Here is a 12270-nt window from a genome sequence, read left to right on the forward strand (position 1 = left end):
ATGTGACAAATGTCGAGTAAAAAATCAGTCAAACCCCTCATATCGCAGCAGCATGTGGCACAAGGTTGCTCAACATGAGGGTTTGTGGCCTGTTTGTCTCCGTGCATCCCGTGTGCTGCGGTGGATAGTGACGCTGATAGCGATTTCCGGTGCGCTGTGCAATCAATCACGTCCCCAAAAAGCGAAGGCTGCCAGTGGCAGCCTTCGTCCGTTTATTCTTGTCCCTCATCGTCGGCAGGGGCATCGGTTGTGTCATCATCCGGATGTGCTGGCGGCCAGCCCCCCATGCTCTTCCAGCGGTTGACGATATGACAGAACAGCTCTGTGGTGCGTTCGGTGTCATAGAGGGCAGAGTGCGCCTCTTTATTGTCAAACGGGATGCGGGCGCTCTGGCACGCTTTGGCCAGCACGGTCTGCCCCAGCGCCAATCCGGAGAGAGCAGCGGTGTCGAAGGTGGCGAATGGATGGAACGGATTGCGCTTGAGGCCAGCGCGCTCGGCGGCAGCCATCACGAAGCCGTGATCAAAGGTGGCGTTGTGGGCCACTATGATGGCGCGGCCGCAATCCTGCTCCTTCATCCCCTTGCGGATCCCCTTGAAGATCTCGGTCAGCGCCTCTTTTTCTGAGACAGCGCCACGCAACGGGTTGTAGGGGTCGATGCCGGTGAACTCCAGCGCAGCCTTTTCCAGGTTGGCCCCTTCGAAGGGCTCGACATGAAAGTGGAATACCTGATCGGGAACGAGCCAGCCCTGCTCATCCATTTTCAGGGTGTAAGCCGCGATTTCGAGCAGGGCATCGGTCTTGGCGTTGAACCCGGCTGTTTCAACATCGATGACGACGGGGTAAAAACCACGGAAACGGCCCTTGAGGGTATGAACTGCGTCGGTCATGGGATCTCGGTCGGGATAAAATGAGGCGGCATTATGGCAAAAAAGCACAGGCTTGTCCCCCCATCCCACGCAGTCGGCTGCGGCAAGGTGGCGCTCGATTTAATATCTGTGCAGCCACCAGCGGGCGGCAATCAGCGCCGTGAGCGACCCCAGCAGGGCGCTGGCCAGTACATCCACCGGCCAGTGCATCCCCATTACCATGCGCGACAGACCAATTCCTAGTGCCCACAGTGGCAGCAGCCAGACGCCCGTGGGAGCGCGGGCCAGCCAGATCAGACCAAAAAATTGGGCCAGGCTGATGGCGGCGATGCTGTGGCCAGAAGGGAAGGCGTAGTTCACCTCGGCCTGCCAGTGGTGGCCGAGCCACTCTGGCAGGGCCAGCAGCTGGCTGGCGGCGTGAACCTGTTCACTGCGCACATCGATGCTACTGGCGTAGAAGTGCTTGATGGCCGGGATCAGCGCCTGACTCTCAAGCCAGAGCAGATAGGGTCTGGGCTCTTCGGTCAGGTGTTTGATCAGGCTCTTGAGCCCCCAGTCGCTGGCGAGCAGGGCCGCCAGCGCACACCCCAGCGCAATGAAGGGGGTCAGCTCCAGTTTGAGTTTGTAGCGAGTCAACATCAGCAAGAGGGCGCCACTGACCCCGATCCCGGGAATATCGACCATGCGGGTGAGGGCGTATGACCACCATAACCAGCCTGATTGCAGGGAGCCGGTCAGAAAAGGCTGCCAGGGCAGGGTGGCGAGCAGTAACAGGGGCAGGATCAACAGGGCAGTGAAGCCAAGTACCTGACTGCGGGTGAGTGAAGCGGTTGACGTTGGGAGCGACGAAGCGTGTGACGGCATGGTGGGTATGGGCGATCGCGAAAAAAGAGGGGCATTGTGCCACCGTGATATGCCCGGACAAAGCCGAGCAGCACGTTTGTTACCTCTGCTTACATATTTGTGGCGACATCCTCTTTTTGAGCGGGCGGATGGAACGGCTGCCGCACAATGTGGTCCCGTTTCGCGCCGGATTGCATCACAGGCTGAAATCTCGGGCGGCTTTGCGCTAGAATGGCGCCCCCGTGGCGGTTGTGACCAAAGAGAGCCCGATGAAGATAGTCGTTGATGAGAATATGCCCCATGCCGTGGAGCTGTTTGCCGAATTTGGCGAGGTGATCCCCTTGCCCGGACGGCAGATGCAGGCCCGCGATCTGCTCGATGCCGATGTGCTGCTGGTGCGTTCGGTCACCCGCGTCAACGGCGATTTGCTGGCGACCAGCCCCAAACTCGGGTTTGTCGGCACCGCCACCATAGGCACCGACCATGTGGACAAGGCCCTGCTGGCAAGCCGCAATATTCCCTTCTTCAGCGCCCCCGGTTGCAACAAGTATTCGGTGGGGGATTATGTGCTTTCCGCCCTGCTGGTGCTGGCCGAGCGCTACGAACTCGACCTCTCGGCCATGACGCTGGCGGTGATTGGCGCGGGCAATACCGGCGAGTGTGTGGCGACCAAGGCCCAAGCGCTCGGCATGCGGGTACTGCGCTGCGATCCACCCAAGGCGCGCAATGCCCCCGATGCGGATTTTGTCGATTATCAGACCGCCCTTGGCGCCGATATCGTCAGCTTCCACGTGCCCATCACCCGCGAAGGGCAGGATGCCACCTACCATCTGCTCGATGCCGAGCAGATTGCCGCCCGTCCGGCAGGGCAGATCCTGATCAATGCTTCCCGTGGCGAGGTGTGGGATAACCGGGCCCTGCTGGCACGCCAGCTGAGCGATAAGCCGTTGCGACTGGTGATGGATGTGTGGGAGAACGAGCCCGAGCCACTGGCAGCGCTGGTGCCTCATACCGAGATTGCCACCCCCCATATCGCCGGTTACAGCCTGGAGGGGAAGGCCCGTGGTACCTCGATGCTCTACAAGGCGCTCTGCCTGCAGCTGGGACGCCAGCCTCGTCAGGATTTGAGTCGGCTGTTGCCCGCCCCCGATGTGCAGGCAGTGGTGCCGGGCCGCGCGCCGGATCAGGCGCTGATCAAGCAGCTGGTGCATCTGGTCTATGATGTGCGCCGCGATGATGCCCGTTTCCGGGCCCGACTCGGCCTGCCCGGCAGCTTTGACGAGCAGCGCAAACACTACCCCGAGCGCCGTGAACTATCCTCCCTGCAGGTTGAGGGAGCCTTTGCCGACCAGGCGCTGGGCGCGTTGGGATTTGCGCTGTCACGTCCCTGAATCGGGGACTAGGAGTTGGAAGATAACCGGAAGGGATGAGCCGTACTGGCTACCTCGACCCCATTTTTTACTGAGCTGGCGCAGATCCTGCTGCGCCGGCTCAGCCATATCAGGCAGCGTCATCTCGCCGTGCGGGAGCCTGCCGACCATGGCGCCACCCCGGCGCCATTGCAGCATTATCAGAGGAGAACAGAATGAGCCAGCAGTTTAACGTAGCGGTATTGGGTGCCAGCGGCGCCGTGGGTCAGGCGATGATCGAGATCCTGGAAGAGCGCGAATTTCCGGTAGCGACCCTCTATCCGCTGGCTTCCAGCCGCAGCGCCGGTGATACCGTGCGCTTTGGCGGCAAGAACCTCGAGATCCTCGATGTGGAGGAGTTTGACTGGAGCCAGGTACAGATCGCACTCTTCTCCGCCGGTGCCGAGGTCTCGGCCAAGTGGGCGCCGATTGCTGCCGAACACGGCTGCATCGTCATCGACAACACCTCCTGCTTCCGTTACGACGAAGATATCCCGCTGGTGATCCCGGAAGTGAACCCGGATGCGCTGGCCGATTTTCGCAATCGCAACATCATCGCCAATCCCAACTGCTCCACCATCCAGATGCTGGTGGCCCTGAAGCCGTTGCACGACGAAGTGGGCATTGCCCGCATCAACGTGGCCACCTATCAATCCGTGTCAGGCTCCGGCAAAGAGGGGGTCAGCGAGTTGGCGGGTCAGACCGCTCATCTGCTCAACGGTCGTCCGGTGGAACCGACCCTCTATCCGCAGCAGATCGCCTTTAACTTGATCCCGCAGATCGACAGCTTCACTGACAACGGCTACACCCGTGAAGAGATGAAGATGGTATGGGAAACCCAGAAGATCCTCGGCGATGCCAGCATTGCCGTGAACCCCACCTGCGTGCGGGTGCCGGTCTTCTACGGCCACGCCGAGGCGGTACACGTCGAACTGCACCAGCCGCTCGATGCCGAACAGGTCAAGGATCTGCTGCGCAGTGCGCCGGGTGTGACCCTGTTTGATGACGAAGGGGACTATCCGACCCCGGTGCGTGACGCAACCGGCAAGGATGAGGTGCTGGTGGGTCGGGTGCGCCAGGATATTTCTCACCCGAGTGGTATCAATATGTGGATCGTGGCCGATAACGTTCGTAAGGGCGCGGCAACCAACAGTGTACAGATTGCCGAGCTGCTGGTTCGCGACTATCTGTAAGGCTGGTCAGATGCCACCGATGCGCAGCAGGGAGTGCTGCGCATCCGGCCTGTGATCAAACCGGGGTGTGACCCATGCCGCACTCCGTCACTTCAAGATTCTGTTGCGATATCAACTGATTAAGTTTTTTCCTACACTCAGGGTCAAGTTGGGTGCTAAATGTGTCGGACTGCTGGCTTGCCAGGCGAGCCTGATTTATATTGAACCGACTGTTTTGGGGTAACTATCCAGATTTTTCAATGTGATAGGGCCGTCATACGAAGGAACGAATATGGGACATTCCCGCATAACATTGGCAACGCTACTCGCATTGGGTCTGCTGGGCACCGTCCAGGCTGAAGACTCGGCGCGGGAGCCTTTTTTTGTCGAGCTAAAAGGCCCTGACGAACCCGCACCTCCCGCCGTCAATTCCCAGCCGCTGGCGCAGCCGGTCGCCAGACCCGTGGCGCAACCGGTGCGAGCAACCGCCCAGCCGGTGGTGCGTCAGGTCACTGCCAATGCCGGTAGTTATGGCCCTGTTCGTCCGACCGATACCCTCTGGAGCCTGGCAAGCAAATATCGTCCCTCCAATCGGGTCAGCGTCTACCAGACCATGGTGGCGATTTACGAGAAAAACCCCCGCAGTTTCGCCGATGGCAATATCAACCACATTCTGGTGGGGTCCCGCATTCTGCTGCCGACCGCGGCCGAGGCGAGCGTTATCACCGATGCCGAGGCCCGCGCCAAGTTCCGTAGCGACAACGCCAGCTGGAAGGGGTTAAGCCCCAAATATCTGGCTGACAAGCAGGCTCACACCGCCAAACCGGCTGCCACCAAACCCGTGAAGGTTGAAGCCGCCAAGACCGAGCCGGTGAAGGCTGCGCCTGCGCCGCTGCCAGTGGCGAAAGCCGCCCCCATTCCCGCCCCGGTGGTGGCACCGCAACCGGCTGCTGAAACCAAAGAAGTGGCCAAGGTGAGCGAGCCTGCGCCGAAAGAGGCGGTAGCACCAGCTCCGAGCGCAGCAGAAGGCACTACCCCGGCGCCTCTGCCTTCCGATCTGGATAAACCGGTGGGCAAACCGGCCACCGAGATGGCGCTGGCACTGGAAGATGCCAATGCCCAGCTCGGCCAGGTGACCGAGATGAACCACAGGCTCAAGCTGCGTCTGCAATCCCTGACCGAAGAGGTGGAGACCCTCAAGGCGCAGCTGCAGGATCAGACGGCGCTGCAAAAAGAGATTGCCGAGCTCAAGGCTCAACCGGTCCCGCCGGTGGCAGCCGAGCCTGAGCCTGAGAAAAACTGGTTGATGGACCTGCTCTCCTCACCGCTCAACCTCGCCATGATCATTTTGCTGCCGGTGCTGCTGGTATTGGCGCTGGTGACCCTGTGGCTGCGTGCCCGTGCCCGCCGCGAGCTGGAAGAGCAGGAGAAGAGCCTCTCCGAATCCACCGCCATGATGATGGATCAGGAGCAGAGCGAGTTTGATGATCTGCTGAGCGTCGATGTGACCGACAACGAGCCGGTACGCCCGGTGCCGGATCTCAACACCCCGGATGGCTTTATGCCGATGGAGCCTGACGAGCCGGCCGCCAAGCCGGATGTCGATCTGGTGTTCAGCGATGAGGGCGAGATGGAGCTGCAGGGCTTTGAGCCTGAGCGGATGGCGGCCCAGCCAGCCAGTCGTGACCCGGACCTGGTGCCGGATCTCGATCTCTCGCTGGATGAGCCCATTGCGCTGGCCAACGAGCCCGCCATGGATCTGGCCAGCGAGTTCAACCCCAAGCCCAAGGCCGCTGACGAGATCATGAGCGAAGAGGAGCTGCAGGCAGCCCTGTTTGCCGAGCTGGATGCGGATCTCTCCGCTGACCTCGAGCCCGATTTGAGCTCCATCGACGAAGTCGGCGCCGCTGATGACGATCTGGCGAGCTTCGATCTCGGCGATTTCGACAGTGCCCTCGACGAGCCCGCCACAGGGAAAGATGACAACGCCATTGATCTCAGTGCCGCAGAGGACGCCGACGAGAGTGCGGATGCCATGCTGGCCGAGCTCGGTCTTGAGCCTGTCAAGGCGAAGGATGCCGAGCTGGATCTGGAGTGGGATCCCAACGAGCTGGCGCTCTCCGATTTCGAAGATGCGTTCGCCGAGGTGGAATCACATCCGGCAGATCTCCAGCCCCGTGAGCAGGCACAGGAGAGTGGCTACGTCGAGATCGACAAGCTGCTGGCCGAAGCGGATGCCACCGCGCCGGAGCAGGAGCCGTATCAGGGCTTCTCGCTGGATGTGGGGCTCGATGGCTTCCCCGAGGTGCTGCCGGAATCCACCGGATTTGACGTGGATGCCGACGACGGCGGTGTGGGTGCCAAGCTGGATCTGGCCCGTGCCTACCTCGAGATTGATGACAAGGATAGCGCCCGCGAGCTGCTGCAAGAGGCTGCGGAGCAGGGCAGCGATCACCAGCGCGCCGAAGCCGAGAAGTTGCTCAAGCGGTTGGGCTAAAGCATTTCCCATCACGGGATCAGCAAAACGGGGGCAGCCAGCAGGCTGCCCTCTTCTTTTGGCGAGTTGCAACGGTGCGAGTATGGCCGCGCAGGCTCTCAATCTGGGCCAATTGCGTGCGTGGTGGGACTTTTCAGGCTGAGCGCGTATAATCCGCCCCGTTTCTTTCACTGCGTTTTCACAACAAGACAAGTTTATCCATGCGAATTGCCCTAGGTATTGAATATGACGGCAGCCGGTATTTCGGCTGGCAGCGTCAGCGTGAAGTGATCAGCGTGCAGGCTGAACTGGAGACGGCGCTGAGCCGGATTGCCAACCACCCTGTCTCCATCCAGTGTGCCGGACGCACCGATGCCGGTGTCCATGCGACCGGTCAGGTGATCCACTTCGATACCGAGGCGAACCGTGCCGAAGGGGCCTGGACCCTGGGGCTCAATTCCAACCTGCCGCCGGATATCGCCGTGCGCTGGGTCAAGCAGGTGGACGAGAGCTTCCACGCCCGCTTCAGCGCCACCGCCCGTCGCTACCGCTATGTCATCTACAACCACAACTACCGGCCGGCGATCCTCGGCAGTGGCGTCAGCCACTACCACGAGACCATCGATGCCGAGTTGATGCACCAGGCGGGCCAGAGCCTGCTGGGGGAGCACGACTTCAGCACCTTCCGTGCCGTCGCCTGCCAATCCAACACCCCGTGGCGCAATGTGACCCATCTGTGTGTCAGCCGCTCCGGCCCCTACATCGTGCTCGACATCAAGGCCAACGCCTTCCTGCACCATATGGTGCGCAACATCACCGGCTCCCTGCTGCTGGTGGGGCAGGGGCTCAAACCGGTGGAGTGGATTGCCGAGGTGCTGGCTGCCAAGGATCGCAATCTGGCCGGGCCGACCGCCAAGGCCGGTGGCCTCTATCTGGTCGACGTGGATTACCCGGCCGAGTTTGCTCTGCCGCAGTTGCCGCTCGGCCCGCTGTGGCTGCCGGACTCGGCACCGGGTACGACCAGTTTTTAGTAACTGCGCCCGAAAAATTGTGGTTTAATGACCCGTCATTTGTTGCCATCGAGCTATTAAGTCATTGAACAATCTAGGCTCGATGCGTTTTGTCAGGCACAAAAGCATTAAGGAATTCCATGAGCTGGCTTGAGAAGATTCTTCCCAAGAGCAAGATCACTGCGCCCCGTCGTCACAACATTCCGGAAGGGGTGTGGACCAAGTGCAGTGCTTGTGAACAGGTGCTCTACCGGGCAGAGTTGGAGCGCAACCTCGAAGTGTGCCCCAAGTGTGATCATCATATGCGCATCAGCGCCCGCGCCCGTCTCGAGAGCTTCCTCGATGAGCAGGGTCGTACCGAGATCGGTGCCGAGCTGGAGCCGCAGGATGTACTGAAATTCAAGGATTCCAAGCGCTACAAGGATCGTTTGTCTGCCGCTCAGAAAGAGACGGCGGAGAAAGATGCGCTGGTGGTGATGAAAGGGACCCTCAAAGGGGTACCGGTTGTCGCCTGTTCGTTCGAATTCTCCTTCATGGGTGGCTCCATGGCCTCCGTGGTCGGTGCCCGCTTTGTGCGCGCCGTCGAGGTGTGCATCAAGGAAGGCCGTGGCCTGGTCTGCTTCTCCGCCTCCGGTGGTGCTCGCATGCAGGAAGCGCTGTTCTCCCTGATGCAGATGGCCAAGACCAGTGCGGCGCTGGACCGTCTGTCCAAAGCCGGCCTGCCCTATATCTCCGTGCTGACCGACCCCACCATGGGTGGCGTCTCTGCCAGTCTGGCGATGCTGGGTGACATCAACGTGGGCGAGCCCAAGGCGCTGATCGGCTTTGCCGGCCCGCGCGTTATCGAGCAGACCGTGCGCGAGAAACTGCCGGAAGGCTTCCAGCGCTCCGAGTTCCTGCTGGAAAAGGGTGCCATCGATCTCATCATCGATCGCCGTGAAATGCGTAACCGTCTGGCCAGCCTGCTCGCCAAAATGCTGAATACTCACGTCATCGAAGAGTGAAGATGAGTTCAAACATGCAACAATCCCAAAGCCGGTCGCTTGTCGACTGGCTTTCTTATTTGGAGCAGATCCATCCGGTCAATATCGACATGGGGCTGGATCGGGTCGGTGCTGTCGCCCGGTGCATGGGGCTTACCCAGCTGCCGTTCAAGGTGATCACGGTGGCGGGCACCAACGGCAAGGGCTCCAGCTGTGCCATGGCGGCCAGCATTCTGATAGCCGCAGGCTACAAGGTCGGCGTCTACTCCTCGCCCCATCTGCTGCGCTTTACCGAGCGGGTGCGGGTCAACGGCCAGGAGCTGGCCGACAGCGATCACTGCGCCGCCTTTGCTGAGGTGGAAGCGGCTCGCGGCGAGATTGCCCTTACCTTCTTCGAGTTCGCCACCCTGGCCGGCTTGTGGCTCTTCTGCCGCGCCGCTCCCGATGTGCTGCTGCTGGAAGTGGGGCTGGGTGGTCGGCTCGACGCCACCAATGTGGTGGAGTCCGATGTGGCGATGATCACCTCCATTGCCCTCGATCACTGCGACTGGCTGGGTGATACCCGCGAAGCTGTGGCGGTGGAGAAGGCTGGCGTCTATCGCGCTGGCAAGCCCGCCATCAGCGGTGAGCCCAATCCGCCAGCGACTATTGCGAGCGAAGCACAGCGTCTTGGCGCCAACCTGCGTCAGGTCGGTATCGATTTTCGTGGCGATGAGCACGAGAGCGGTTGGGATTATCACGGCCTCAACCAGTGGCGGGATCTGCCAAAACCGGCGCTGCCGCTGATGAACGCGGTGACCGTGCTGGCGGCGCTGGAATCCCTCGGCTTGCCGCTGCCGGAGTCCGCCATTCGTGACGGGCTTGCCAATGCCCGGCTGGCTGGCCGGATGCAGCAGTTGCAAAGTGCGCCGCTGGTGATCGTCGATGTGGCCCATAACCCCCATTCGGCGGCCTATCTGGCCGCGCAATTGCGCAAGATGCCCTGCGCGGGTGTGTGCCGCGCAGTGGTCGGCATGCTCAAAGACAAGGACATGGCGGGATCCCTTGCCGAACTCGATGGCTTGATTGGCGAGTGGTATCTGGCCAGTCTCACTGGCCCGCGCGCCGCCACCGCTGCGCAACTGGCTGCGGCGTTGGGGGAGGGCAAGGGGCCTGCCAGAGAGTTTGATGATGTCAGCGCTGCTTATCAGGCAGCGTTGGCCGCATCGAGTCCGGACGATATGGTCATTGTGTTTGGTTCGTTTTACACTGTCGCCGACATTCTGGCGGGTGTCGCCATCTAGGCCACACCCCGGCTCCCCGGTCTTCGGGCGGGGAGCCAAATCGCATATTGAGTTACGTAAAGGTAGGATTCAACTTGGCCTCGAAGTTTCAAAACCGTCTGGTGGGCACCGTCATCCTGGTGGCCCTGGTTGTTATTTTCCTGCCGGACTTGCTGGATGGTCACAAGCTGGCACAAAAGGAGGAGGCCTTTGCCAAGATCCCGCTGCGCCCCGAGCTGGAGCCTGCCAAGCCTGCGCTGCAGGTCTCGGCTGCCAGCAGCCTGCCAGCCGATCATCTGGCCAGCCAGCAACAGGCCTCTGCGGCCCAGCAGTGGCAAGTGGAAGAGGTGGCTGACCCCATGACCCTCGCCGGTCAGGGCAACGGTGCGCAGCCGGCGACAACCCCTGCCGCACCGGCACCGGTCCAGCCGCAACAGAATGCCCAACCCAAGCCACAGCCCAAGCCGGAAGTGGTAGCCAAAAAACCGGTCGAACCGCCCAAGCCAGCACCCAAGCCGACGCCAGCCAAACCGGTTGAAGTGGCCAAGGCCCCCGCACCGGCCAAGCCGCAGGCGGGTCAGATCAAGTCCCTCGACGATCTGATTGAAAGCAAGATGACCCAGCCGACCACCCCCGCGCCTGCTGCGGCACCGGCACAGGGTAGCTGGATCCTCCAGCTTGGCGCCTTCAAGAACGTCGACAGCGTCAACGCGCTGGTGAGCAAGCTGCGGGCGGCGGGCTACTCTGCCCACACCTCGCCGCGCACACCGGTGCAGGGTCAGCTCAACCGGGTCTTTATCGGGCCGGATGTCTCCAAGGCCAAACTGCAAGGGATGCAGGGTCGGATCTCCCAGATGACCGGCCTCAGTGGCTCGGTGGTCTCTTACAATCCGTGACGGCTTGCCGTTGGCAATGGCCCTCTGAAACAAACACCGCGCCCCGTGCGCGGTGTTTTTTATCTGGCCGTCGTGATTTTTAAGGACGGCGTCGTACAGGTCACCCCCCGGTTGGGATTTTCGGGCAGTTGGGGTAGTCTGAGCCCTTCTGCTACTCACAGGAGTTCAAGATGATCCTCTCGACGACCCCCACGCTGGAAGGCAAAACCATTCGTGAATACCGCGGCATCGTGGTTGGCGAAGCCATTCTCGGCGCCAACATTTTCAAGGATCTCTTTGCCGGGATCCGCGACATCATCGGCGGCCGCTCCGGTGCCTATGAAAAAGAGCTGGCCCGTGCCCGCGAGATCGCTTTCGATGAGCTCAAAGAGCGTGCCGCCGCCCTTGGCGCCAATGCGGTAGTCGGCATCGATATCGACTACGAAGTGGTGGGGCAAAACGGCAGCATGCTGATGGTCAGCATCAGTGGCACCGCTGTGGTGGTCTGATCGGGCCTCCGCCTCTGCATGGGCAATGAGCCGATAACTGGGTTATCGGCTTTTTTATTGCCTGTCTGATACGTGGTGGCTGGCAGGGTCATCACTTAAGTTATTGATTTTAAATATTTATATTTATTGATAATTCCACGGACCGGTTTTGTTTTTTTTCACTGGGTGGCCCGAGAGGGTCAAGCTAGAGTGCCGCCATCAGGAACGACACCGCTCACGGACGAGGTTCTCTTCTCTTGAAGGCGTATCACTATGAATCAAACACCCGCTCTGCTGACCCTTGTCATGTTGGCCATGACCGCCCATGCCGGCAGTGCCCTCGCGGCGCTGCCCAACTTCAGCGCCACTTGCCCCACCGATATCCGGGTCAAGTCGCAAGGGGGCAACGTCTTTATCAATGGCAAGAAGGCGACCCTGAAAACGCTGGCGCCCGCCGCCTATTCGGCCACAAACGGCAAGGTGGTCATCGGGATCACCTTCGATCTGCCCGCCAGCGAACCCATCCTGGATTACGTCATCAAGCATGATCGGCGAGCCCACGGCTTTTGCACCGTGCACGCCTGGTCGGCGGGCAAGGCAGCCGCACTGCCGATGGCCAAGGGAGACTCGCCCTATCAGGGCAAGTGGGTAGCCAAGAACCGCGAGACAGGTGCCACGGTGGCCAATATTCAGGTGGATGGCAAGGAGCAGGTGTGGGTCAACGGAGTCAAGGTGAAGGCCAAGCGGGCCGATGGCGCGCTGCAGTTTCGTCAGGGCACCATCCTCTACACCTTGCAGGGGGATCCGCGTATTCGCGATGAGAGCGACTGGAATGACAGCGATGTTCAGAATACCGGCCCCATCCGGCTCGAGTAACAGACAC

General features: G+C 61.0%; 11 protein-coding genes. 9 read left to right on the forward strand and 2 right to left on the reverse strand.

Annotation, left to right across the window (positions count from 1 at the left end; all coding sequences use genetic code 11):
• Positions 1-212 precede the first annotated feature (212 nt).
• Both rnt and LRL22_RS02030 read right to left on the reverse strand, forming a co-directional pair.
• Positions 213-890 (reverse strand): ribonuclease T, encoded by a 678-nt coding sequence (rnt, locus tag LRL22_RS02025; protein ID WP_005333780.1) that lies wholly within the window; start codon positions 888-890, stop codon positions 213-215.
• A 99-nt stretch (positions 891-989) separates the two neighbouring features.
• On the reverse strand, positions 990-1733 hold the full coding sequence (locus LRL22_RS02030) for a phosphatase PAP2 family protein (RefSeq protein WP_270904590.1): 744 nt from the start codon (positions 1731-1733) through the stop codon (positions 990-992).
• A 248-nt stretch (positions 1734-1981) separates the two neighbouring features.
• On the opposite strand from LRL22_RS02030, the gene LRL22_RS02035 reads away from it, so the two are divergent.
• The 9 genes from LRL22_RS02035 to LRL22_RS02075 all read left to right on the forward strand — a co-directional run bounded on the left by LRL22_RS02035 (position 1982) and on the right by LRL22_RS02075 (position 12263).
• Positions 1982-3103 (forward strand): 4-phosphoerythronate dehydrogenase, encoded by a 1122-nt coding sequence (locus tag LRL22_RS02035; protein ID WP_270904591.1) that lies wholly within the window; start codon positions 1982-1984, stop codon positions 3101-3103.
• A gap of 194 nt (positions 3104-3297) precedes the next feature.
• A complete protein-coding gene (locus tag LRL22_RS02040) occupies positions 3298-4314 on the forward strand; it encodes an aspartate-semialdehyde dehydrogenase (RefSeq protein ID WP_040066449.1) in 1017 nt (338 codons plus the stop codon).
• Between the two features lie 271 nt (positions 4315-4585).
• On the forward strand, positions 4586-6790 hold the full coding sequence (locus tag LRL22_RS02045; protein WP_270904592.1) for a FimV/HubP family polar landmark protein: 2205 nt from the start codon (positions 4586-4588) through the stop codon (positions 6788-6790).
• A gap of 200 nt (positions 6791-6990) precedes the next feature.
• Positions 6991-7800, forward strand: a complete 810-nt coding sequence (gene truA, locus LRL22_RS02050; RefSeq protein ID WP_040066446.1) for a tRNA pseudouridine(38-40) synthase TruA — start codon at positions 6991-6993, stop codon at positions 7798-7800.
• Positions 7801-7919: 119 nt separating this feature from the next.
• A complete protein-coding gene (gene accD, locus LRL22_RS02055) occupies positions 7920-8783 on the forward strand; it encodes an acetyl-CoA carboxylase, carboxyltransferase subunit beta (protein WP_270904593.1) in 864 nt (287 codons plus the stop codon).
• 2 nt (positions 8784-8785) lie between these two features.
• Positions 8786-10045 carry a bifunctional tetrahydrofolate synthase/dihydrofolate synthase gene (gene folC / locus LRL22_RS02060; RefSeq protein WP_270904594.1) on the forward strand — a complete coding sequence of 420 codons (1260 nt, stop codon included), beginning with the start codon at positions 8786-8788 and terminating at the stop codon, positions 10043-10045.
• A gap of 74 nt (positions 10046-10119) precedes the next feature.
• A complete protein-coding gene (gene dedD, locus LRL22_RS02065; RefSeq protein ID WP_005352757.1) occupies positions 10120-10920 on the forward strand; it encodes a cell division protein DedD in 801 nt (266 codons plus the stop codon).
• Positions 10921-11090: 170 nt separating this feature from the next.
• Positions 11091-11408 (forward strand): heavy metal-binding domain-containing protein, encoded by a 318-nt coding sequence (locus LRL22_RS02070; RefSeq protein WP_005333757.1) that lies wholly within the window; start codon positions 11091-11093, stop codon positions 11406-11408.
• 252 nt (positions 11409-11660) lie between these two features.
• Complete coding sequence (locus tag LRL22_RS02075) at positions 11661-12263, forward strand: hypothetical protein (RefSeq protein WP_139731061.1); 603 nt, start codon at positions 11661-11663, stop codon at positions 12261-12263.
• Positions 12264-12270: the final 7 nt, after the last annotated feature.

This window comes from Aeromonas sp. PI_26, assembly GCF_027854445.1.
Classification (GTDB): domain Bacteria; phylum Pseudomonadota; class Gammaproteobacteria; order Enterobacterales; family Aeromonadaceae; genus Aeromonas; species Aeromonas veronii.